This window comes from Paenibacillus graminis, from assembly GCF_000758705.1.
GTDB classification, from domain to species: Bacteria; Bacillota; Bacilli; order Paenibacillales; family Paenibacillaceae; genus Paenibacillus_AQ; species Paenibacillus_AQ graminis.
In genome coordinates this window covers 5,462,557-5,486,362 of sequence record NZ_CP009287.1, presented here as the reverse complement: position 1 = coordinate 5,486,362, position 23,806 = coordinate 5,462,557, and the positions used below count along the sequence as shown (strand labels likewise).

At 53.5% G+C, this 23,806-nt stretch carries 22 protein-coding genes; 19 read left to right on the top strand and 3 right to left on the bottom strand.

The annotated features are described in order from the left end of the window. Position 1: 1 nt before the first annotated feature. Complete coding sequence (locus tag PGRAT_RS23750; protein ID WP_042267302.1) at positions 2 to 3,637, top strand: AAA family ATPase; 3,636 nt, start codon at positions 2 to 4, stop codon at positions 3,635 to 3,637. 209 nt (positions 3,638 to 3,846) lie between these two features. Here PGRAT_RS23750 and budA read toward each other — a convergent pair whose 3' ends face one another. Both budA and alsS read right to left on the bottom strand, forming a co-directional pair. Further along, positions 3,847 to 4,563, bottom strand: a complete 717-nt coding sequence (gene budA / locus PGRAT_RS23745) for an acetolactate decarboxylase (protein WP_025705192.1) — start codon at positions 4,561 to 4,563, stop codon at positions 3,847 to 3,849. 30 nt (positions 4,564 to 4,593) lie between these two features. Then, positions 4,594 to 6,282, bottom strand: a complete 1,689-nt coding sequence (gene alsS / locus PGRAT_RS23740) for an acetolactate synthase AlsS (RefSeq protein WP_025705193.1) — start codon at positions 6,280 to 6,282, stop codon at positions 4,594 to 4,596. A 372-nt stretch (positions 6,283 to 6,654) separates the two neighbouring features. On the opposite strand from alsS, the gene PGRAT_RS23735 reads away from it, so the two are divergent. The 3 genes from PGRAT_RS23735 to PGRAT_RS23725 all read left to right on the top strand — a co-directional run bounded on the left by PGRAT_RS23735 (position 6,655) and on the right by PGRAT_RS23725 (position 7,788). Then, complete coding sequence (locus PGRAT_RS23735; protein WP_042267300.1) at positions 6,655 to 7,014, top strand: histidine triad nucleotide-binding protein; 360 nt, start codon at positions 6,655 to 6,657, stop codon at positions 7,012 to 7,014. A 141-nt stretch (positions 7,015 to 7,155) separates the two neighbouring features. After that, complete coding sequence (rpsU, locus tag PGRAT_RS23730; protein WP_005547957.1) at positions 7,156 to 7,329, top strand: 30S ribosomal protein S21; 174 nt, start codon at positions 7,156 to 7,158, stop codon at positions 7,327 to 7,329. Between the two features lie 15 nt (positions 7,330 to 7,344). After that, positions 7,345 to 7,788: a GatB/YqeY domain-containing protein gene (locus PGRAT_RS23725; protein WP_020426367.1), complete on the top strand. Its 444-nt coding sequence runs from the start codon at positions 7,345 to 7,347 to the stop codon at positions 7,786 to 7,788. Between the two features lie 203 nt (positions 7,789 to 7,991). On the opposite strand, the gene PGRAT_RS23720 is transcribed toward PGRAT_RS23725, so the two are convergent. Continuing rightward, a complete protein-coding gene (locus PGRAT_RS23720; protein ID WP_156124077.1) occupies positions 7,992 to 8,387 on the bottom strand; it encodes a hypothetical protein in 396 nt (131 codons plus the stop codon). 318 nt (positions 8,388 to 8,705) lie between these two features. On the opposite strand from PGRAT_RS23720, the gene PGRAT_RS23715 reads away from it, so the two are divergent. The 15 genes from PGRAT_RS23715 (at position 8,706) to glyS (ending at position 23,744) form a co-directional block, all read left to right on the top strand. Next, entirely contained in the window at positions 8,706 to 10,091 is a 1,386-nt protein-coding gene (locus tag PGRAT_RS23715; RefSeq protein ID WP_025704599.1) for an NfeD family protein, read from the top strand. 41 nt (positions 10,092 to 10,132) lie between these two features. Next, the gene (gene floA, locus PGRAT_RS23710; protein WP_025704600.1) at positions 10,133 to 11,134 is read left to right on the top strand and encodes a flotillin-like protein FloA; all 1,002 of its coding nucleotides are present in this window, start codon (positions 10,133 to 10,135) and stop codon (positions 11,132 to 11,134) included. Between the two features lie 16 nt (positions 11,135 to 11,150). Then, positions 11,151 to 11,750 carry a hypothetical protein gene (locus tag PGRAT_RS23705; protein WP_025704601.1) on the top strand — a complete coding sequence of 200 codons (600 nt, stop codon included), beginning with the start codon at positions 11,151 to 11,153 and terminating at the stop codon, positions 11,748 to 11,750. 221 nt (positions 11,751 to 11,971) lie between these two features. Next, a complete protein-coding gene (yqfC, locus tag PGRAT_RS23700) occupies positions 11,972 to 12,265 on the top strand; it encodes a sporulation protein YqfC (protein WP_020426372.1) in 294 nt (97 codons plus the stop codon). Continuing rightward, positions 12,262 to 13,443, top strand: coding sequence for a sporulation protein YqfD (yqfD, locus tag PGRAT_RS23695; RefSeq protein ID WP_036704024.1), 1,182 nt, complete (start codon positions 12,262 to 12,264; stop codon positions 13,441 to 13,443). The genes yqfC and yqfD overlap by 4 nt, the downstream gene beginning before the upstream one ends. Positions 13,444 to 13,458: 15 nt before the next feature. Next, positions 13,459 to 14,430: a PhoH family protein gene (locus tag PGRAT_RS23690; RefSeq protein ID WP_025704602.1), complete on the top strand. Its 972-nt coding sequence runs from the start codon at positions 13,459 to 13,461 to the stop codon at positions 14,428 to 14,430. Positions 14,431 to 14,446: 16 nt separating this feature from the next. Continuing rightward, entirely contained in the window at positions 14,447 to 16,702 is a 2,256-nt protein-coding gene (locus PGRAT_RS23685; RefSeq protein WP_025704603.1) for an HD family phosphohydrolase, read from the top strand. Further along, complete coding sequence (gene ybeY, locus PGRAT_RS23680; protein WP_025704604.1) at positions 16,699 to 17,196, top strand: rRNA maturation RNase YbeY; 498 nt, start codon at positions 16,699 to 16,701, stop codon at positions 17,194 to 17,196. Before PGRAT_RS23685 ends, ybeY begins: the two co-directional genes overlap by 4 nt. Next, a complete protein-coding gene (locus tag PGRAT_RS23675) occupies positions 17,196 to 17,591 on the top strand; it encodes a diacylglycerol kinase family protein (RefSeq protein WP_025704605.1) in 396 nt (131 codons plus the stop codon). Before ybeY ends, PGRAT_RS23675 begins: the two co-directional genes overlap by 1 nt. Positions 17,592 to 17,813: 222 nt before the next feature. Next, positions 17,814 to 18,233, top strand: a complete 420-nt coding sequence (cdd, locus tag PGRAT_RS23670; protein ID WP_025704606.1) for a cytidine deaminase — start codon at positions 17,814 to 17,816, stop codon at positions 18,231 to 18,233. A gap of 200 nt (positions 18,234 to 18,433) precedes the next feature. Further along, positions 18,434 to 19,327, top strand: coding sequence for a GTPase Era (gene era, locus PGRAT_RS23665; RefSeq protein ID WP_020426379.1), 894 nt, complete (start codon positions 18,434 to 18,436; stop codon positions 19,325 to 19,327). A gap of 107 nt (positions 19,328 to 19,434) precedes the next feature. Continuing rightward, complete coding sequence (locus tag PGRAT_RS32630) at positions 19,435 to 19,578, top strand: YqzL family protein (RefSeq protein WP_081758683.1); 144 nt, start codon at positions 19,435 to 19,437, stop codon at positions 19,576 to 19,578. Positions 19,579 to 19,614: 36 nt separating this feature from the next. Beyond that, entirely contained in the window at positions 19,615 to 20,370 is a 756-nt protein-coding gene (gene recO / locus PGRAT_RS23660; protein WP_025704607.1) for a DNA repair protein RecO, read from the top strand. A gap of 415 nt (positions 20,371 to 20,785) precedes the next feature. Continuing rightward, positions 20,786 to 21,673 carry a glycine--tRNA ligase subunit alpha gene (gene glyQ / locus PGRAT_RS23655; RefSeq protein ID WP_025704608.1) on the top strand — a complete coding sequence of 296 codons (888 nt, stop codon included), beginning with the start codon at positions 20,786 to 20,788 and terminating at the stop codon, positions 21,671 to 21,673. Continuing rightward, entirely contained in the window at positions 21,666 to 23,744 is a 2,079-nt protein-coding gene (glyS, locus tag PGRAT_RS23650; RefSeq protein WP_025704609.1) for a glycine--tRNA ligase subunit beta, read from the top strand. The genes glyQ and glyS overlap by 8 nt, the downstream gene beginning before the upstream one ends. Positions 23,745 to 23,806 lie beyond the last annotated feature (62 nt).

Sequence of the window (23,806 nt, the reverse complement as noted above, 5' to 3'; positions counted from 1 at the left end):
AGTGAAACCAATTCTACTAAAAGTAGCCGGACTCCAAAGCTATAGAGAGCAGCAGGAGATTGATTTTGGAAGTCTGACGGAGACGGGGCTGTTCGGTATTTTCGGACCGACGGGAAGCGGCAAATCCAGCTTGCTGGACGCGATAACGCTGGCAATGTACGGGAAGGTGGAACGTGCGGTCAATGGGACCCAGGGCATCATGAACCACTCCGAGGACCAGCTAAGCGTTGCTTTTACTTTTGAGCTCACTTCCTCTTCCGGTCCCCGCCGTTACAGGGTGGAACGGAAATTCAAACGGACCGGGGACCAGTCGGTGAGCAATACGATCAGCCGTTTCATTGAAATTGCCGCAGATGGGGACCACGTGATGGCCGACAAGCTTGCGGATGTTACCCGCTGCGTGGAAGAGCATATCGGGCTCAAAATGGATGATTTCACCCGTGCCGTTGTGCTGCCGCAGGGGAAATTTGCCGAATTTCTGTCGCTGCGCGGCGTGGACCGCAGGCAAATGCTGCAGCGACTTTTTCATCTGGAGCAGTATGGCGACGGGCTGGCGCTGAAGCTCAGCCGCCGGGTCAAGGAGAACGAGGCGGCCCTGCGGGCCCTGGAGGCTGAGCAGCAGGGGCTGGGCAGTGCAGGCAAGGCGGATGTTGAGGCCGCCGCCGAACGGCTGCAGGAAGCGGTCCGGCAGGCGGCAGACTGCCGCAAGCGGCTGGATGAGGCGGTGCAGCGGGCGGAACGTTATGCCCGCATCCGCGAGCTGCAGGACGAGCGCGCCCGGCGCGAGGAGCAGCTTCAGGCTTTGCTTGCGCAGGAGGCGGACATCCTCCTGCTGGAACAGAAGCTCAGCAAGTCTGATGAAGCGGGGAAGATGCTGCCTGCGCTGAAGGCCTGGCGCAGTGCGGAAGAAGCTTGGAAGAGCCGCTTGGCCCGCGCGGAGGGCCAGGAGGTGCAGGCTGCCGCCGCCGAGCGGAAGGCGGCGGAGCTGGCCGCAGCTGAAGCGGCTGCGCAGGCTGCGCTGGCTGCGGAGGAGCCCGCCCTCCGGCAGGGGGCGGATACGTACCGCCGCGCGCTCGAGCTGGAAGCCGAGCTCGGCGGGTTGCGGCACGAGCGCGCAGCGGTGCTGGAGCGCCGCGACGAGGCCTCCCGCGGGCTGGCTGCCCGGCGGGAGAGCATGGCCCGGGAGCGTGAGCTTTTGGCCAAGGGCCAAAAGCGCCAGCACGAGCTGCAGCAGAGCCTGCAGCCGTTAGCGGTCCGCTCCCAGGAGCGGCAGTCGCTGCAGGAAGCCATGCAGCGGCTGCAAGGCCTGCGTTCCGCCTCCTCCCAGCGGGAGACGGCGGAACGTGAACGCGCCGAGCGCGCCGCGGTGCTCGCAGCGGCGGAGGCGCGGCTGGCCGCTGCCGGGGAACGGCAGCGGTCGCTGGAGGCGCAGCGCGGCGGGGGAATCGCCGCCGCCGCGCTGCACCTGGAACAGCTGCGGGCCGGGGAGGCCGCAGCAGAGGCAGCCGCCGGTCAGCTGGAGCTTCATGGAAGCACGCTTGCGGCGGCGCTCAAGGGCCAAGAGCTGCACCGGCTCTCTCTTTCGCTCGCCAGTGAACTGCAGGATGGGCAGCCGTGCCCGGTCTGCGGCAGCCTCCACCACCCCACGCCCGCGCTGGCAGAGGACAGCGGCGGGCGGGAAGAGCTGGAACGCCGGCTCGAACAGTCCCGGACCCTGGGCAGACGGGCGACTGAAACGCGGCATTGGTTCCGCAGCCTGCTGGAGCAAGACTTAGCCTGGCTGGAGCAGGTATACGGCGAAGGTGCGGCAGAATCCTTCGCAGCACCTGCGGCTGCAGGAATGGAGCACCGCGGCGGTGCTACGCTTTCTGCCGGACCTTCCAGCCTTGCAGCAGGCTTGGACTCTCTTGATCTATCACGGCCTTCGGGCTCTTCCAGCCTTGCAGCAGGCTTGGACTCTTTTGATCTATCGCGGCCTTTGGGCTCTTCCAGCCCTGAAGCAGCCCTGAGCTCCATTGATTCATCACCGGGTTCGGCTTCTTCAGGTCCTGGTGCAGCTTCCGTCTCCCCGGGAGGCCCTGTTCCATCAAGCTCCGCCACAGTTCCTGAGGAGCAGGCCTTGTCCCGCTTGGAAGCTGAATTCTCTGCGCTTAAGGCCCGTTCCGGTGAATTGCGCCGGGTTGCAGCAGAGTGGCAGCGTTCCTTGCAGGAGCAGCAGCAGCTGGGGCACAAGGAAGCTGCGGCGGTGGAAGCCGAAGCTGTGTGGCTGCAAGGCCTGACAGCCAAGGCCGGAGAGCTGGACCGGCAGATGGGACAGCTACGGGAGGAATGGTCACAGTTATTTCCGGAGCTGGCACCGGACGAAGCCGAACATGCCTACCGTGAAATGCTGAAGAAGGATGAGCAGGCTGAGGAGATCAGAGGACGGCTGGAGATCAGTGTCAAGTTTCTGGATGACAAGAGCACTTCCGTGCAGGCGCTGCAGGAGGAGATTGCAGCTTTGGACAAAGACTTGGCCCAGTGGAACGCACAGCTTGAAGGCAAAGAAGCGCTGGAGCGGGAGAAAGAGCAGCGCCTGCTCCAGTGGACCGGCGGCCGTGCAGCCGCTGCCTTGCTGGCAGAGTGTGAGCAGCGCCTGCAGGAGCTGCAGACAGGACTGGAGAGCAGCAGACAGGTTCACCGGTCGGCAGCAGAACAAGCACAGCATGCGGTGAAGGAAGCCGCTATCAGCCGTCAGGCGGCGGAGTCCGCCCGTGAGCATTCTGAGGCTGCAGTCTCGGTTTGGGAGGATTGCCTCCAGGCCTCAGCATTTGCTTCCGCCTCGGAGGTGGAAGGCGCTGCACTTGCGCCGGAGGAACGGGCAGAGGCTGCTGCCCGTGTGCGGGCCCACCGTGACGGTGAAGCTGAAGCATTGCTCCAACTGCGGAATATTGAAGAGAAGCTGGAAGGGGCTGTGTTGAGCGCAGAAGACTGGCAGGAAAGTCAGGAGACACTGCGTAAGTGCAAGGAAGACGATGAGACTGCACTGCAGGGCCGGGCCCGCGCTGAACGTGATCTGGAAGATCTGCAGCACCGTCATATCCGCTGGATGGAGCTGGAAGGCAAACGTTCGGAGCATGCAGCCCTTCAGGACCGGCTGTCCAAGCTGCAAACGGTGCTGCGCGGAAATGCTTTTGTGGAATATATTGCCGAGGAGCAGCTGATGCAGGTATGCCAGGCCGCCTCACAGCGGCTGCGTTTCCTGAGCAAGCAGCGTTATGCGCTTGAGGTCGATTCCGGCGGAGGGTTTGTGATCCGGGATGACGGGAATGGCGGTGTGCGGCGTCCTGTATCCACCCTGTCCGGCGGGGAGACCTTCCTGACCTCTTTGTCCCTGGCGCTGGCGCTTTCGGCGCAGATCCAGCTTCGCGGGCAGTATCCGCTGCAATTCTTTTTTCTGGATGAAGGCTTCGGCACACTGGACCCCGATCTGCTTGATACAGTCATCACTTCGCTCGAAAGATTGCATAACGATCAGCTCTCAGTGGGTATCATCAGCCACGTTCCCGAACTCAGAGCACGTCTGCCCCGCAAGCTGGTTGTCATCCCGGCAGAGCAGGGAGGCGGGGGCTCACGGATTATTCTGGAGAAAATGTGATGCCCGGCAGTTAATGTGATAACTGTCACAGATACAGCATCATCCCCTTGTTATAATACAGCTAAGCCGACATCATTTGAAACACCTCGGCGGACGTATGACCGGGAGCTTTCTCCTTTTCATACGTCCGCCGCCGAATCAGCTTTCTAAGCTGAGCAGGGTGTTTCTTTTTTTTGTGCAAATAAACTTCTGGTTAAGCCATTAGCCGCTTAGCAGGAACCTTCGGCGGCTGCTATGTCTTCATTGAGTGAAGCAGTAGATAAATCGGCTTTTAAATAACCATCATTGTGCGGAAGCTTCAACCGGAAATCCTCACTGCTGCAAATCGATATCGTGCAGTGCTCCACTATAAAGTCTAGAACATGTCCTCCTCCGCTGCGGGCATCGTTAATATAATGCAGATGATATCCCGATACTCCGATCCCCTGGACAAACGCTGGCATCCAGAAGCCGGCGATCACTCCGTCTTCATCAGAGAAACGGAACGACGGCTGGTTCTCCGTCACTTCAACAAAGGGCTTGTAAGGTTTGTCTTGATGCGGAACAGTGCGTGTGTGCACCTCGCGGAAATGCCCGTCGATACGGACCGCATAAAATATATTTTGGCTCGGCAGCAGCGTATTTATCACCTGTTCAAGTTCGCTTCGGGTCAAAGGAGTGTGCACCCGCAGGGTCTGATCCGGTTCAAAGAAGGTCACGGTAGAGAAGGGAGTGCTCTCCTCCATACTTACCTGTCTGGCGCTGCCGTCCGGGTACAAATGATAGAAGCCTCCGTCGAAGGCAATCATCTCACCGTCCAGCTGATGGAATGTCCCGATGCCGAAATCTCCATATTCTTTCAGCTTGCCGAAACTGACTGATCCGTCATACTGGCCGCTAAGCAGGGCAATCATTGTAGAAGCCTGATAAATCACATGATTTTTCATGAGTGAAGAACTCCTTTTTGGATGATGAAATCAGTTCATGGAATGAGGCAGCAGCTTTTCACCGAGCTTGATATTATCCGAATAATCAATCGGGATATCAATTACCACGGGACCCGGTTGTTCAAGCGCATTCTGCAGCACCTCTTTCAGTTCTTCTGGGCGGTTTACCCTTAACCCGACAGCTCCGAAGCTTTCCGCATATTTCACAATATCCACATCTCCGAACTGTACTCCTGAGGTTCTTCCGTATTTCATCCTTTGTTGAAAAGCGACCATATCATAAGAGCCGTCACGCCATACCACATGGATAACCGGCAGATGCAGCCGAACAGCCGTCTCCAGTTCCATCGAGGAAAAGAGAAATCCCCCATCCCCTGAGATAGAGATTACTTTCTCGTTCGGACGCACCAGTGAAGCGGCAATCGCCCAGGGCAAAGCTACACCAAGGGTCTGCATGCCATTGCTGAACAGCAGCCGCCGCGGCTCATAGGAACGGAAGTAACGTGCCATCCAGATATAGTGCGACCCCACATCGCAAGTTACCGTCACCTGGTCACTGATTAATTGGCGCAGCGTGCGGATGAAGTTCAAAGGGTGCACGAGATGAGGACTGGAGGAATGAAAAGTGTTTCCGTCTTGTTCAAGCTTGTTCCGTAACTGTCTCAGAGTAGCCATTGATTCCTCCGGCAGTCTTATGCCCTGTAAAGATAAGGATAAAGCTTCTACGTTAAGGGCAATATTGCCGATCAATTCAATCTGTGGCTGGTAGTCATTATCGATTTCTGCCCTGCGGTCATCCAAATGACAGATCTGCCGGCTGCCTTTTCCATTCCACAGACGAGGGTCATATTCAACCGGATCATAGCCAATCGTGAGCACCAGATCGGCCTCTTGAAGAAGCAGATCGCCCGGCTGGTTGGAGAACAGTCCCACACGGCCCATGAAATGATTCTCCAAACCGCGCGAGATGGCTCCGGCTGCTTGAAAAGTCTCAACAACCGGGAGATCATTCTCCCGGATCATATTGCGGATTGCGTGTGTGACTGCCGCAGAACTAGCCTTCATGCCCAGCAAAATGACAGGCAGCCTGGCTTTACAAATGGCTGCTGCAGTTCTTTCGATAAGATGGGAGGGAGCAGCGCCGAGCTGCGGAGTACTGAATCCGTGCAGATCATACTTCTTCGCCGCGCCTGTCAGCACATCCATGGGCAAACTGATGAATGCTGCCCCTGGCGGCGAGCCGCTGGCATCCCGGAAGGCATTGGCCATAACTTCGGCTATATTGTCTGGATGCTCTACCTCTGCACTGAATTTGGTGACGGGTTCGAATAAACTGGTGGCGTCCATAGACTGATGCGTATGCTTTAACCGTTCGCTTCTGGGCACAGCCCCTGCCAGGGCCACGACAGGGTCGCTCTCTGCGTTAGCCGTTGCGAGTCCTGTCACCAGGTTGGAGGCTCCGGGACCCGAGGTTACCAGACATACACCGGGGTTGCCGGTTAATCGTCCTACCGCAGCTGCCATAAAGGCGGCATTCTGCTCATGACGGCATACTATGAGCTTGGGGCCTCTATCCTGCAGCACATCAAATACGGAGTCGATTTTGGCTCCAGGAATTCCGAATACGTACGAAACCCCCTGAGAGATTAAACTATCGACAACTACATCAGCCCCTTTAGGAATTGTTTTAACAGCAGCATCCTCTATTCTTGTACTCATTTCATAACGACTCCCTTCTTTTTCTGGGATTTACATTTCTTCTTCATTTTCATGTATTTACAGAAAAGAATGCTTCTTTATTTTATTACCATAAAAAGTAAAATCAATAGTTTTATTTTTAAATAACAAATGTAATAAAAAACATATTATGGTTTTTTGCGAGGCTTGCAATAAAAATCCGGACGAATTATCGTCCCAAAGTGACTTATACAATGCGCATATTCCCTGACGCCTTTCCCAATCCGGAATTATCCTGTATGATTATAGACATAAATTATGATGCCGCGAAGAAAAGTCATTCCCAAGCATGGCTTGCACAAGCTGAATGAACTTGCTGTACTCTCACCAAAACTAATAGGAGGAAGCATTTCCATGGAAACCGTGTTTAGCAAAATTATTGAGGGTTCAATCCCTTCCAAGAAGGTCTTCGAGAATGAACGGATTCTGGCTTTCTATGATATAGAACCTGCAGCCCCGGTTCATGTGCTGATCATTCCCAAGAAGTTCATTGCTTCCATGAATGATGTTGCACCAGAGGACCTGCCGCTGATCGGCGAGATTCACGCTGTGGCACAGCAAATTGCCGTAGAGCTCGGGATTGCGGACAGCGGGTACCGGCTGATCAATAATTGTGGACCGGACAGCGGACAAGCCGTGCCTCATCTCCATTATCACTTGCTTGGCGGTGCCAAATTAGGCGCACTTGTCGGTAACTCGACATCCCACGCCTGACAGAAATCAAATATGGAAGCACCCGGCCCAAAAAAAGAATAACACGAAGGTTGACACCTTATTTCGCTTTGACCTATAATGAAATTTGATGAACCGTGTTGTTATGCTCTTGGACGGTCTGGTCGGAGGGAGGGAAAACTGGTGTCTGAAACGAAAGTTCGCAAAAACGAGACAATTGATGCTGCACTTCGTCGCTTTAAACGTTCCATTGCTAAGGATGGTGTCTTGGCTGAGGTGAAGAAACGCAAGCATTATGAAAAGCCAAGCGTAAAGCGCAAGAAGAAGTCTGAGGCTGCTCGTAAGAGAAAGTTTTAGGAGGATTACCCACGCATGAATCTTAGCGAACGATTAAACGAAGATATGAAGCAAGCGATGAAGAGTAAGGACAAGTTCACACTCTCCACGATTCGAATGGTTCGTTCTACAATAAAGTATCTTGAAATAGATTTGAAGAGAACATTAGACGACAACGAAGTGCTTGATATCCTTAGTCGTGAAATCAAACAGCGCAAAGATGCCCTCCAAGAATTTGAATCAGCGGGTCGCGACGAGCTTGCCGCGAGTACGAAGGCAGAAATCGAGATTATCATGAAATACCTTCCAGATCAGCTTTCCGAAGAAGAAATTAAAGTAATTGTACAGCAGACCATCCAGGAAACCGGTGCTTCTTCGAAAAGTGAAATGGGTAAGGTGATGAGCGCACTGATGCCTAAGGTAAAAGGTCGCGCCGATGGTAAACTCGTGAACCAGGCGGTTCTGCAATTTCTGCAATAATATAACGCTAGCACCCCTTTGATAAGGGGTGTTTTTCGTTTTATTGTACAATCGGCTTGTTACTAAGCCTCAGGCCATAAGCGTAGGCGGTCTGGGACAAATAGGATTCTTCTGCAAAGTGGAGCGGACAGAGAAGACGCTATTTTATGAAGAGTATGCTTTTTCGAAAGGATCCCGACACAGCGAGTCGGAATGAGAGGTATTTATACCTCTGATCTCGCGGCGAACAGCCTGCGGGGCCAAAGAGAGGTATAAATACCTCTGATCTCACGGCAATCGGCCTGCGGAGCCAAAAGAGAGGTATAAATACCTCTGATCTCACGGCAATCGGCCTGCGGAGCCAAAAGAGAGGTATAAATACCTCTGATCTCGCGGCGAACAGCCTGCGGGGCCAAAAGAGAGGTATAAATACCTCTGATCTCGCGGCGAACAGCCTGCGGAGCCAAAAGAGAGGTATAAATACCTCTGATCTCGCGGCGAACAGCCTGCGGAGCCAAAAGAGAGGTATAAATACCTCTGATCTCGCGGCGAACAGCCTGCGGAGCCAAAAGAGAGGTATAAATACCTCTGATCTCGCGGCAACCGGCCTGCGGGGCCAAATGAGAGGTATAAACACCTTATTTGACCTGCGAAATCGCTTCATCTGCCCCAATAAGGGGGTCTCCTGTCCGAATTGCTGGCAGGCGAATGGCGGTGGAAAGACCTCCTTTTTGGAACACGGCGCCACCGATTGTACTCGTTTACCCAAAGATAAATATGGATATGTTTATCGGATTATTTTGAGGATACAGTATAAGATAGTTAAATACTGTGTCCCTTTTTCGGCTGTTCTATCTGGTCAAATTATGAAACGCATATGCCTAGAGGGCGTACTAAGCATTACGGGCTGGAAATAGATGAGGAAGGGAGGGAAGGCCTTGAAAAAAATTCGTAAAATGGCTGCAGCGGGTATTTCCATACTTTTACTGGTGCTGTTTTTGCTGCCTTTCGCGGGTGCGGCAAGCGCAGACCAAACTGCACCGCGTGCAGCGGGAACGGCTTCGGCAGTGCCTAAAAGCGGTCCTGTATTCATCATACCTGTTGACCAGGAGATCGAGAGGGGGCTGCAGAGCTTTCTTACGCGCGGGTTTCAGGAGGCGGCGAACTACGGAGCCGTTCTGATTCTGCTGGAAATTGATACCCCAGGGGGTCTTGTAAGCTCCGCCGAGCAGATCGGCATGATGGTGCGCGACAGTACAATTCCGACCGCTGCCTACATTAAAGGCGATGCGGCTTCTGCAGGCAGTTACATTGCGCTGAATGCGGGCAGCATCATCATGAAGCCGGGCAGCATGATCGGCGCGGCTTCCCTGGTGGACGGCAAAGGCGACAGCGTGGACGATGCCAAGCTGGTATCCTACTGGAAATCAAAAATGGTCGGTGCCGCTGAGCTGAACGGGCGTGACCCGGAAATAGCCGCCGGAATGATGGACAAAAATATTGTGGTGAACAAGCCTGAACTTGGTGTGAATAAGGCACAGGGCCAGATCATCGCGCTTAGCAGCGATGAAGCGCTCAAAGCCGGTTACGCGGACAGCATTGCCGGTACACCTGAGGAGGCCATCGCCTCGCTGGGGTATGCTACAGACGACATTTTTCGAGTAGAGCACACCGGTGCGGAAAAAATGTCGCATTTTCTGACGAATCCGATTGTGATGACGATTCTGCTCTTCATAGGTATAGCGGGAATTGTCATCGAAATGCTGGTGCCGGGCTTCGGTGTACCGGGGATCATTGGCACATTGGCTTTCGCGCTGTATTTCTTCGGCAACTATGTGGCAGGATTTGCCGGTTCCGAGACCTGGCTGCTGTTCATCCTGGGACTTGTCATGCTGGTTCTGGAACTGTTTGTCCCGAGCTTTGGCATACTTGGACTGCTTGGTTCAGTACTCCTCGTTGCAGGTGTGGTAAGGGCTGCTTACAGCTATACGCATGCGTTATTCAGCCTGGGCATTGCTTTTGCCGCAGCGGCAGTGGTTATTGCGATCGTAGCGGTCACTTTTAAGGAGCGGGGGATCTGGAACAGGTTTATTTTACAGGACAGTCTTACCAAGGAGCAGGGATTTGTTCCTGTGTTGGAGAAGCTAAGTCTAGTCGGAGCCTCAGGCATCAGCATCACGCCGCTCCGCCCGGCCGGAACGGCCAGCCTGAATGGTGAGCGGGTGGATGTGGTTACTGAGGGTTCTTTTATTGCCGCAGGGGTTTCCATTTCAGTGATCAAGGTCGAAGGCGGACGTGTGGTCGTGAAAGAAACTGCGGAGTAAGGAGAACAGAATACAAATTTATTACGGGGGTCGGAAGAGGTATGGTTGAAGCGTCTACAATTACTATTTTGCTGATCGCAGTTGTTGTGATCATCGTGCTGAGTGTGTTTTTCAGCTTTTTCCCGGTTATGCTATGGGTTTCAGCTTGGGCTGCGGGTGTAAGAATCAGTATCATAACCCTGGTCGCGATGAGACTGCGGCGGGTTACGCCAAGCCGGATCGTCAATCCGCTGATCAAGGCTACTAAGGCGGGGCTGGGTGTGAACATCAATCAGCTAGAGAGCCATTATCTGGCGGGCGGGAATGTCGACCGGGTCGTCAATGCGCTGATCGCTGCGCAGCGTGCCGATATTCCCCTGGAATTCACGCGGGCTGCAGCAATTGATCTGGCCGGACGTGATGTACTGCTGGCTGTGCAGATGAGTGTTAATCCACGGGTCATTGAGACGCCGATAGTAGCTGCTGTAGCCAAGAACGGCATCGAGGTTAAGGTGAAGGCCAGAGTGACTGTACGGGCCAATATAGACCGTCTCGTCGGCGGTGCCGGTGAAGAAACGATTATCGCCCGTGTCGGCGAAGGGATTGTAACAACCGTAGGTTCTAGCAGCACCCATAAAGACGTACTGGAGAATCCCGATTCCATCTCGCGGACTGTTTTGTCCAAAGGGCTTGATTCCGGTACCGCTTTTGAAATTCTCTCCATCGATATAGCTGACGTTGATGTGGGCAAGAACATCGGGGCCTACCTGCAGACTGAACAGGCTGAGGCGGACAAACGCATTGCCCAGGCTAAAGCTGAAGAGCGCAGAGCGATGGCGGTTGCGCATGAACAGGAGATGAAAGCCCGTGTCGTTGAGATGAAGGCGCTTGTCGTCGAGTCCGAGTCACAGGTGCCGCTGGCTATGGCGGAAGCGCTGCGTTCCGGCAAGCTTGGGGTCATGGATTACATGAACCTCAAAAATATTGAAGCCGACACCCAAATGCGCGGTTCGCTCGGCAAATTAAATGATGGTGACGACAGTAACCGTCCGACCAATAAATAAGGGGATGTGAGTTCCCATGGGCAGCTTGATCTACGTAGCCGCGATTATCATCATCGCAATCATTTCCGGCTTGAACAAGGCGGGTAAAAATAGGGGCTCTGCCCCGCTTGGCGGAATGCCAACCTTCGGCGGAGGGGACGGACATCCCTTAAACCCCGGCCGGCGTGCGAAGAGCAGGCCGGCATACGGGGACGGCACCAAAGAGCGCAGCGGATTCCCTGTCCCCGGAGACAGTACCGCTTATCCGGGCCAGCCAGCCGCGTCCAGAGCCGGGGCGGAGTATGACGCTTCTCCGGCTTGGCCGGAGTCTGCGGAGTCCCCCTCTCCCGATTATGATACCGGCGAAGGTCTTTCGTTGGAGCAAGCAGGGGAAGAGGATGGGGTGCAGGCCCGTGCCGAGCGGATGCAGCGGGAGCTGGAACGGCTGCAGCTGCAATTTGACGGGTCTGCAGCCGGTGCGGGCACAGGAAAAAAGGGGGCCCGGCCTGATTCCGGCCCTAGCGGCAGCCGTGAATTTGCCGCTGACCGCAAGGCGCTGCGGGAAGGGCTGATATGGGCGGAAATACTGGGTCCGCCGCGTTCGAGGCAGCCCCATTCTCACCGCAGGCAGATCTGAACCGATCTGATGAGAGTTTAGCAGTAAGACCCGGTTGATTCCGGGAATATGATTTTACTACAAGGGTATCCCAAGCAGCCGTTACATGCCTGCTGCTTTGGGATACCCTTGTTTTTTTGAACAAAACTGCGTTTAAAGTCACGAGTGCTCTCGTCTAATTCATAAACAATAGCGTTCCCGCATAAGGTGTACAGAAGGCAGGAAGGGGGAGAAGTCTACTTATGACCCGTATTGGCCGCAGGCTGCGGGGATGGACAAACGGGGTACTGGATCTTCCGCAGGATGTGCTGCAGGAGCTGCCCCGAATCACCCTGATCGGCAATAAAGAGCTGTATATTGAGAACCACCGCGGCGTGCTGCATTTTTCTTCCGAGCAGCTGAGGCTTGCGTTAGTGAACGGCTCGCTGGAAATCTCCGGCGAGGGGCTGGTGATCCGGAATATTCTGGGCCAGGAGCTGGCCGTAGAGGGGATTATCGGGGAGATCAGATATAAGGGAAGCGAGGAGAACTCATGAAGCAGCCGCCTTTGGCATCACTGCGGGGGTTCGTTACACTGCATGTGACGGGACCGCAGGTGGAAAAGTTTATCAATGCTGTTACTGAAGCGGACATCGTCATCTGGGATGTGAGGCCTGCCGGGAACGGCGCTTCCCTGAACCTGCTGCTGGATGACTTTTTTGCCCTTCGGCCGCTCTTGAAGAAGACAGGCTGCCGTACGCGTGTCACGGCCAGGAAGGGCCTGCCGTTCAATGCGGCCAAGCTGTGGAAACGGAAGTTTTTTGCCGCGGGATTGCTGTTGTTCGGCATTGGACTGGTCCTTCTGTCTTCGATGATATGGACGGTCAAGATTGAAGGGAACAACCGGATTGCCTCCGAGGATATTCTGCAAGCTGCACGCCATGAGGGCGTATATCCTTTCCAGTGGATTTGGCGTATGGATGATCCGGACAAGCTCTCCAAAAAGCTGACCTCAACGCTTTCAGGTGTTTCCTGGGTAGGAGTGCAGCGGACGGGGACGAGCGTTAAGATCCAGATCGTTGAATCCGACCAGCCGGAGAATAAGCCGCTGCTCACCCAGCGTCACCTGGTCAGCAGGACTGATGCGGTGGTGACCGAAATCTACGCGGAACAGGGCAGGCCGGTGGTAAGCCGCAATACCCGGGTCAAAAAAGGGCAAATCCTGATTTCCGGTGCGCTTGGGGATGAAGAAAATATGGAATATGTCGTTGCCAAAGGCGAGGTGAAAGGCCTGGTCTGGCATGAATACAATATAGAGGTGCCGCTGAAGCGGACGAGAAGCTCATACACAGGAGAGCGGAAGGACCGCACCTATCTGGTGCTGGGCAAATGGGCGGTCCAGTTGTGGGGCTACGGCAAATCAGACTTTGCGGAATCGCGTACACTTGCGGAGCATGATCCGCTGACCTGGCGTTCTTTTGAGCTGCCGCTGGGGCTGCTGACCGAGAAGGAAATGGAGGTGCTGGATACTGCCGAAACATTGACGCCAGAGGCTGCGCGCGAGGAAGGGGTTACGCAGGCGAAGAATGATATTTTGGCCCGTTACGGCACAGACAGCACCATTAAAAGTCAAAAAATTTTGCATGAGAAGAAAGAGAATGGTAAAGTTTATATGAAAGTGCTCTTTGAAGTGGAAGAGAGAATTACGCAAGAACTTCCAATAGTAAACAACTGAGGAGAATGAGGCTACTTGTCAGAACAGACTGCAAGCATTCGTATATCTTTGCAAAATGCGGGAGAAGCGCAATCCCTGTTCGGCCCGCAGGATGGTTTTCTAAAAATAATCGAAAGTGAAATTCCTGCCGTAATTGACTCGCGTGAAGCTGAAATTACGATTCGCGGTGCGGAGCGGGAAGTGGACATGCTGGGACAGCTGCTGGGTGTGCTGCTCTCCCTGATCCGCAGCGGCTACATACTCAGTGAGCGGGATATTCAGTATGCGGTGGAGCTGGCGAAGGATTTCCGGGCCGACCAGCTGCTTGATTTATTCAAGGGTGAAATTACGACAACCTTCCGCGGCAAGCCCATCCGCGTCAAAACGATTGGCCAGAAGCATTATGTGACCACGATCAAAAAGCGGGACATCGTCTTCGGCATCGGGCCTGCCGGTACCGGCAAAACCTATCTTGCAGTGGTGCTGGCCGTTACTGCGCTGAAGGAAGGCTCTGTGAAACGAATAGTGCTTACCCGTCCGGCAGTGGAAGCTGGAGAGAGCCTGGGCTTCCTTCCAGGGGATTTGCAGGAAAAGGTAGATCCATATCTCCGTCCGCTCTACGACGCCTTATACGACGTTATGGGCCCCGATCAGGTCGCCAAAGCGCTGGAGCGCGGGCTGATTGAGATTGCTCCGCTTGCATACATGCGCGGGCGCACGCTGGATGATTCTTTTATCATTCTCGATGAGGCCCAGAATACGACTCCGGAACAAATGAAAATGTTTCTGACCCGTCTTGGGTTCGGCTCCAAGATGGTGATTACGGGGGATGTGACCCAAATCGACCTGCCCCGTGGCAAGAAATCGGGATTGATTGAAGCCAAAACGATTTTATCCGGTATTGATGAGCTGGGCTTTGTCTATTTTGCAGAACAGGATGTAGTACGGCATTCCCTGGTGCAGAAGATTATCGTCGCCTATGAACGCTCTGCCGAAAACCTCGAATAAAAAGGGGACTGTCTTCATGGCCTCAAAGCAACCATCGAAATTAAGCGGATTTGTATACAGCAACAACGGATGGAAGTATAGCGCGGTGACGCGCTATGCTCTTTTCCTGTTATTGGGGCTTGTTTTCTACTTCAGCTTGTCCTCAGACCTGGTACCCAAGAAGTATGACATCAAAGAGGGAACCCACAGCGCCAAGGAGATCACCGCACCCAAGCAAATCCTTGACACCAAAGCCAAGCTTAAGGCCCAGGAAGAGGCAGCTGAGAATGTGACCAACCGCTATGCGATTATTCCTATGAGAGCGGACAATCTTGTAACTTCCCTGCTGGACCGGATCGACCGCCTTAATCAGGATGACCTGATCTCGCAAAGTGACAAAACGGCGATTTACCGTGAGGAGATCCCGCAGCGGGCCAGTGATTTTATTCTGAATTTTGTAGCCTCCAGCCGGAATGCAGGCACCTATTCCGATACGCTGCTGGATGAGATGCAATCCGTGATCAAAGATCAGACTTATGTCATTCCGGAAGAGACTTATATCAAAATTCCGCGGCTGACCTCCCAGGACATTATCGAGATGAAGCCGGTGGCCCGGGATATTGTCACTAAGCTGATGAATGACCAGATTACCGATGCCCAGTCCGCGCGCGCTAAGGTGGCCGAGCAGGTAAGCGTCAGTTCGCTGAGCCAGCGCACGGCCCGTGAGGTGGTGCAGGAACTGGTGCGGCTGGTGATTACGAGCAACAAGTTCTATGACGAGGAAGCAACCAAGGAAGCGAAAGTGCAGGCCCGCGAGAATACACCCGATGTGTTCATTGAGCAGGGGGATGTGCTTGTAGCGAAAGGGGAGCTAATTACTCCTGAGCTATATACACTTCTGGATGACAATGGCCTGCTGAGCAACGAAGTCAACTATTGGCCGCAATTTGGCCTGCTGATTCTCTCTGCTTTGTTATCCTTTGGCCTGTATACTTTCATCCGGTATTCTGGTGGAGCTTCTGGCTTCAAGTATAATAACTCCCAGCTGCTTATGCTCGTGCTGGTATTTGTAATTACGATTATTACGGTCAAGCTCGCTGCGTTTCTGCAGACAGATGTACGTGCATATGTCGGTTTCCTGGCCCCGGTTGCGATTGGCGCGATGCTGATCACCATGCTGCTGGATATGACGCTGGCCTACTTCTGTTCCATTCTATTCAGCATTGTTGCCAGTATTATTCTGAATGTGCAGCAGAACACCGTTTTTGATTTTACCTTCGGGTTCTTTGCGCTTATTGTTAGCTATGTCGCCATTTTTGCCACTCACCGTGCAGGACAGCGCTCCACGCTCCTGAAAGGCGGGATCATGGTATCCCTGATTGGCTGCGTGACTGTATTTATGCTGAATGTGCTGGGCGGGGGTGTCTGGAACCAGACGCAGGCTTTATATGCGATTGGCTTCTCCTTTGCCAGCGGTCTGCTGACTGCAGTGCTGGTCATCGGTCTGATGCCATTCTTCGAAGCCACCTTTGGTATTTTGTCGGCGCTGAAGCTGGTGGAACTGTCGAATCCGAACCATCCCCTGCTGCGCAAGCTGCTTACGGAAACGCCGGGAACCTATCATCACAGCGTGATGGTCGGCAACCTGTCGGAGGCGGCGGCGGAGGCGATTGGCGCAGACGGATTGCTCTGCCGGGTAGGCTCTTATTATCACGATATCGGAAAGACCAAGCGGCCGTTTTATTTCATAGAGAATCAGAACAACATGGAGAATCCGCATGATTCGATTGAGCCGATGCTCAGTAAGTCGATCATTGTGGCGCATGCCCGGGACGGGGTGGAGATGCTCAAGGAGTACAAGCTGCCGAAGCCGATCCGGGATATTGCCGAACAGCATCACGGTACAACATTCCTGCATTATTTTTATCATAAAGCCCTGAAGCTGGCTGAGGAAAAAGGTGTCGAGCCCGATTTCACCGAAGAGGACTTCAGATATCCGGGACCGAAGGCGCAGTCCAAGGAATCGGCCGTAGTCGGAATCGCCGACAGTGTGGAAGCAGCCGTCCGTTCGCTCCGCAAGCCTACAGTCGTACAGGTGGAGACGATGATTGAGAAAATCATCAAGAGCCGTCTGGATGATCATCAGTTCGATGAATGCGATCTGACGATCAAGGAGCTGGATACCATTGCGCGGACGCTGAAAGAAACGGTAATGGGGATTTTTCATTCACGGATCGAATATCCCGAGGATGTGAAAAAACCGAAAAAAGAGGAAGGGGCCGTAACAACATGAGCCTTGCAATCGTCTGGAATAACGAACAGGAAGAACACCCAATAAGCGATGAGCTGATCGCCCTGCTGGAGAGTATTTTGCAAAAAGCTGGAGAAGCGGAAGGGATTGACGAAGGCGAAGTGGATCTTACTTTTGTCAATAACGAACGCATTCACGAATTGAATCTGGAATACCGTGGAATTGACCGTCCAACGGATGTGCTTTCTTTTGCCATGAACGAAACCGGAGAAGACGAGCTTGAAATTGTATATGCCCATGAGGAAGGTGAAGAAGGAGAGGATGTTCCAAATGTCTTGGGCGACATCATCATCTCCGTAACCCGGGCGCAGGAGCAGGCGCTGGAATATGGCCATTCACTGGAACGTGAACTGGGTTTCCTGTTCGTCCACGGCTTCCTGCATCTGCTGGGATATGATCATCAGGATGCGGTTTCGGAAGCCGAAATGATGTCCAAACAGGAAAAGGTGCTGGCTCAGGTTGGGTTGACACGCTAATGGCCAAGAATACGGCGGTAGGCCATAAAAAATTCTGGCACTCTTTTCGGTTTGCGGCGCACGGCATTGCCTCTGCGTTCAAGTCCGAGCTGAATATGAAGGTGCACAGCACTTTGGCTATACTTGTGCTTGCCGCCGCCGTCATCCTCAGACTCCCTCCGTCAAGCTGGATGCTGCTGCTGCTCGCAATTACGCTCGTTCTGGCCGCCGAGCTGCTGAACACAGCTATTGAAGCGACGATCGATCTGGTCTCTCCGGAGATTCATCCCTTGGCCAAAAAAGCGAAAGACACCGCCGCAGGGGCTGTGCTGCTCACGGCGGTCTTTGCCGTCATCGTGGGAATCTACGTATTTTATCATCCTGTGATGGACTGGATCACCGGACTTATGTCATAATCAGTTTACAACTTCAGCTTATGGGAGAGGCGGACCCGCGTTTTGCGCTCCGTCTTTCATTGTCTTCAATTGCGGAAAGCTTATGCTTCCAAAGCGAGTTTTATTGCGTAGTAAGAACATGAAGCATAGCTTCATAAAACTTAAGCCTATGCTTCCGAAATGAGTTTTGTAAGAAGCGATTCGGATGATGTATAGGCTCACCAAACTCTTAGGAGGACAACAATGGAATCTGCTCTTCTTTTACAGGAAGCGATCAAAGCACGGGCGAATGCCTATATCCCATATTCCCGTTTCGGTGTCGGCGCAGCACTGCTGGACCAGGATGGTCATGTTCATCACGGCTGCAATATTGAAAATGCCGCCTTTGGCCCGACAAACTGTGCAGAGCGGACCGCACTGTTCCGCGCCATCGCAGACGGCCATAAGGCTGGAACGTTCAAGGCAATTGCGGTCATTGCCGATACGGACGGGCCGGTGTCCCCTTGCGGAGTGTGCCGCCAAGTGATGGTGGAGCTGTGTGCACCGGATATGAAGGTGGTGCTCGGCAACCTGAAGGGCGATATTCAGGAAACTACGGTGCGTGATCTTTTGCCGGGGGCGTTTGGGCCTTCAGATCTGGAGCAGGGACAAGCTCCCGAGTAGTGCTGTGAGGTAGACCAGTGATCGCTTTATTTATTGCAGTTAGTGCAGTTAAATTCGCTAAATGTAGGAAATCCAGCCCGTTTTGCCAAAAAGTAATTGCGCGAAATACAGCTGAAACAGCAAAAATGTAGATTTACGCTGAAATAACTGTACAAAATACAATTAAAAAGTTCCAAGAAGGAAGCGGGAAGGAAGATCATATGAAATTCAAATCAGGGTTTGTCGCCATTATCGGCAGACCGAACGTAGGCAAATCGACACTCATGAACCAGGTGATCGGACAGAAGATCGCCATCATGTCGGATAAGCCGCAGACCACCAGAAATAAAATCCACGGGGTATACACCGCGAATAATTCGCAGATTGTATTCCTGGATACGCCTGGTATCCATAAAAGACAGTCCAAGCTGGGCGATTATATGAACCAGACGGCGATGAGCACATTGCATGAGGTGGAAGCTGTACTGTTTCTGGTGGACGCTTCTGAAGGCATGGGCGGAGGTGACCGCTATATTGCCGAGCAGCTCAAGGACGTCAAAACGCCGGTCATCCTCGTAATGAACAAGATTGACAAAATCGAGCCGGAAGCGCTGCTTCCGCTGATTACCGAATACAATAAGCTGCATGAGTTCGCCGAAATCGTACCGATTTCCGCCAAGCTCGGCAGCAACGTAAATACACTGCTGGATCAGGTAGTGAAATACCTGCCCGAAGGCCCGCAGTATTATCCTGAGGATCAGATTACCGACCATCCGGAGCAGTTCGTCTGTGCGGAGCTGATCCGTGAGAAAATCCTGCATTTGACCCGCGAGGAGGTACCGCATTCCATTGCGGTAGCCATCGAGGACATGCGCGTTGAATCCAACGGAGTTGTGCATGTGTCGGCCGTTATTTTTGTCGAACGCGATTCCCAGAAGGGGATTATTATCGGCAAGCAGGGGGCAATGCTGAAGGAAGTCGGGAGACGGGCCCGTACCGATATCGAGAACCTGCTGGGTTCGAAGATTTTTCTGGAGCTGTGGGTAAAAGTGAAAAAAGACTGGCGCAACCAGGAACGCGTCCTGCGTGATTTGGGCTTCCACAAAGACCTCTAAGATCCGATCTGCGGCTATGCTGGCAGGAATTGCAAGGATAGATCCTGGCCTATCGCACATCCTATCTCTGAAGAGACATCGTGTTTCCGAAGAAAGGATGAATACGAATGCGAGACTTTTCGTGGAAGTATTTTGCAATAACTGGGGATGTCGATGCATATCTGCTGTACAAACAAGCTGCAGATCCGCTGGAAGGCAGCCTGGAGCTGCCTGCGGAGGAAGAGAAGGTCCTGGATGAAGAAGCGCAATAAGGACTGGTTGCTTGCCGAGTGGTTGGGGGAAGAGGCATGCTATACAGGGTGGAAGGGATCGTCATCCGCAGCATGGACTACGGCGAGGGGAACGCGATTATTACGCTTTGCACCGAGAACGCCGGCAAAGTAGGCGTCCTCGTACGCGGGGCCAAAAAAGTTAAAAGCCGCCATGCTGCCCTGATCCAGCTGTTCACTACCGGGGAATTTGTTTTTTTCCGCAACAATGGGGGACTCGGAACACTGAATGCCGGTGAAATTACGAAGTCCCATCATCCGCTGCGGGAGGATCTGGTCAAGGCCGCTTATGCTTCATATGCCTGCGAGCTGCTTGACCGTGTACTTCATGATGAGGAGACCGGCAGTTTTTGGTTCCGCCAGCTCACAGCCTGTCTAAATGCGCTAGAGGAAGATAAGGAGCCCGGCATCATTATAAATGTCTTTGAGATGAAAATTCTTCAGGCGGCAGGGTACGGGCCGCAGCTGGACAACTGTATAGTTTGCGGTCTGGACAAGCCGGATGAGGAACTGCGGGTAAGTCCCCGCCTTGGGGGCGTGCTCTGCCGCAGCTGCAGGCATAATGATCCTCCTGCCATGGAGATCTCTCCTCGCGCGCTTAAGCTGCTGCGCTTGTTCGCTGCGCTTGATCTCACAAGGCTAGGCAATGTGGATGTGAAGGAGGGCACCCGTGCTGAACTTAAAAAGATCATGCGGGCCTTTATGGACCATCAGCTGGGGCTGAAGCTGAAGTCGCAGAATTTCCTCGACCAGCTTGATAAATACAATATTTGACGAAAAGCAAAAAATCCGTTACTATAGGTTCAGTTTCTTTTTATAATTATGCCGTTATAGCTCCTGTGATGGAGAAACGTGCAGTGATCGGGAAAGTAATGAACAACATTGTCGTTTAAGCGAGCCGGGGAGAGTGGAAGCCTGGCAGGACAACGTTCATGAACATGGCACCCGGGAGTGCGAAAGCGGTGAATGAAAGTGGATTTCGTCATTTATCGATGAGATCAAGTAGGGTGGAACCGCGGGAGTATATTTCAGGCTCTCGTCCCTATGTCTGTACATCAGGCATGGGGGCGGGAGCTTTTTTGCCTTGTGATACCGCAAGGATAGAAGAGTGCTGCCTCCATCGCACAACAGGCAAGATGAACCATGGCAAGAGGCGCAGTTAAACTTGTGAAGCGAAGGAGTCGGTAGTATGAATTTTCAGCAGATGATTTTGACGCTGCAGCAGTTCTGGTCTGCCCAGAACTGTATTTTAGTCCAGCCGTATGACACGGAAAAAGGTGCAGGAACCATGAACCCCATGACCTTCCTGCGTTCGCTCGGCCCGGAGCCGTGGAAGGTGGCTTATGTGGAGCCTTCACGCCGCCCGTCAGACGGCCGTTACGGAGAGAACCCGAACCGTCTGTATCAGCATCACCAGTTCCAGGTGATTATTAAGCCGTCGCCGGACAACATTCAGGAGCTGTATCTGGATAGTCTGAAGGCGCTTGGCGTAGATCCGCTCTTGCATGACATCCGTTTTGTTGAAGACAACTGGGAGAACCCTTCGCTGGGCTGCGCGGGCCTAGGTTGGGAAGTATGGCTGGATGGAATGGAAATCACACAATTTACGTATTTCCAGCAGGTCGGCGGCATTGAGACCAGTCCGGTGGCTGTCGAAATCACTTACGGGATGGAGCGTCTGGCCTCCTACATTCAGGAGAAGGAAAATGTGTTCGACCTGGAATGGGTGGAGGGCATGACCTACGGGGACGTGTTCCATCAGCCGGAAGTAGAGCACTCCACCTATACATTCGAAGTCTCCGATGTCAAAATGCTGTTCACCCTCTTCAACACCTATGAAGAAGAGGCACGCAGAGCGATGGAGCAGCATCTGGTGTTCCCGGCTTACGATTATGTGCTGAAATGTTCACACACCTTCAACCTCCTGGACGCGCGCGGAGCCATTAGTGTGACCGAACGAACGGGCTTTATTACCCGAGTCCGCAACCTAGCCCGCACCGTAGCGGCGACATACCTAGAGGAACGCGAGAAGCTCGGCTTCCCGCTGCTGAAGAAAGAAGGTGCTGACCTTGTCTAAAGATATATTGTTTGAGATCGGTCTCGAAGAGGTTCCGGCCCGCTTCATCCGGGCTGCGATGGAGCAGCTTAAGGACAGAACCGTCAAATGGCTGGAAGCATCCCGCATTTCCCATAGCGGAGTCAGCGCCTATGCCACACCGCGCCGCCTTACCGTTCTGGTGAAGGATGCCGCCGAAAAACAAGAAGACATCAGCGAAGAAGTGAAGGGCCCTTCACGCAAAATCGCACTGGATGCCAGCGGCGAATGGAGCAAGGCTGCTCTTGGATTTGCCCGCAGCCAGGGGGTATCGCCGGAGCAGTTTACCTTTAAAGAGCTGGCAGGTGTGGAGTATATCTATGCCACCAAAAACAGCGACGGTGTAAACACCTCTTCGCTGTTGTCCGAAGGACTGAGCGGCATTGTCAGCGCAATGACCTTCCCCAAGAACATGCGTTGGGGAGCCTATGATTTCAAATTCGTCCGCCCGATCCGCTGGCTAGTGGCCCTGTTCGGGCAGGAGGTTATTGATCTGGAAATCACCGGCGTTAAGGCCGGAAATGTAAGCCGGGGTCATCGTTTTCTGGGAACTGAAGCGGTAATTGCCGAGCCTGCACAATACGTGGAAACGATGCGCAGCCAGCATGTGCTGGTCGATGTGAAGGAACGCGAAGAGCTGATTCTTAACCAGATCAATAAGCTGGCCGAAGAGAAAGGCTGGACCATTGCCATCAAAGAGGATTTGCTGGAGGAAGTCTTGTTCCTCGTAGAAACGCCGACGGTGCTGTTCGGTACGTTTGATGCATCGTTTCTCAACATTCCGCAGGATGTGCTGATTACCTCGATGCGCGAGCATCAGCGCTACTTCCCGGTCTTTGACGCAGCGGGTGCGCTGCTGCCTTTCTTCGTCACCGTCCGCAACGGCAATGCGGAGTCGCTGGATGTCATCGCCAAGGGGAATGAGAAGGTGCTGCGTGCCCGCTTGTCGGACGCGAAGTTCTTTTATGAAGAGGATCAGAAACTGCAGATCAGCGATGCGCTGGCCAAGCTAGAGAACATTGTATATCACGAGGAACTGGGCAGCGTCGGGGACAAGGTCCGCAGGATTCGTGCGGTAGCTGACCGGCTGGCGGCGAAGCTGGGACTGTCCGCAAAGGCAGTTGCTGAAGTCAGCCGGACGGCTGATATCTGCAAATTCGATCTGGTGACGCAAATGGTAAATGAATTTTCCGAGCTGCAGGGTACCATGGGCGAGGATTATGCCCGCAAAGCCGGTGAATCCGAAGCAGTTGCAAGAGGAATTTTCGAGCACTATCAGCCACGGTTCGCCGGAGACGCTGTTCCTGCCTCGGAAGTGGGCCTTGTAGTCAGCCTAGCGGATAAAATCGACACGATTGTCGGATGTTTTTCCATTGGCATTATCCCGACCGGTTCGCAGGACCCTTACGCCCTCCGCCGGCAGGCGGCAGGCATTGTGCAGATGGTCCTTGAGCATAAGCTGACGATCTCTTTGCAGGAAATTTTTGATGCTGCCCTGGAGGTGCATGAAAATTTACGCACAGAGAAACCTTTTGCTCCTGATCTGCGTATAAATCTGTACGAGTTCTTCGGTCTGCGCGTAAAACGCCTGTTATCCGACAATGTCCGTTATGATGTTGTGGATGCGGTAATTGCTGCAGGGTTCGATGACATCGTGGCAGTAGTGGGCAGAAGCCGTGCGCTTATGGACACTGTGAACGGTCAGACTGATTTCAAGATCACCGTGGATTCACTGACACGGGTCAGCAATTTGGCGGCCAAAGCCGCAGAAGGATCGGCTGTAGCGCCTTCTTTGCTGAAGGAAGAAGCGGAGCGCAAGCTATATGAGACTTGGCAGGCTATACACACACCGTACCAGGAAGCACTCCGTTCCAGAAATGCAGAGGAAGCTCTGCGGATCCTGTCCGGTCTGAAGGATGCGGTTACCGGATTTTTCGATTCCGTAATGGTTATGGCCGATGATGAGCAGATCCGTGCGAACCGCCTGGCGCTGCTGGCCGGGATCGATGCTGATTCCAAAGCGTTTGCCGATTTTGGCAAGCTGGTGTGGTAGTCTCTTTAGGAGATCCTGATATCTGTATCCCCTAAAGGTGCAAGACTTTGTGAAGTTTATGG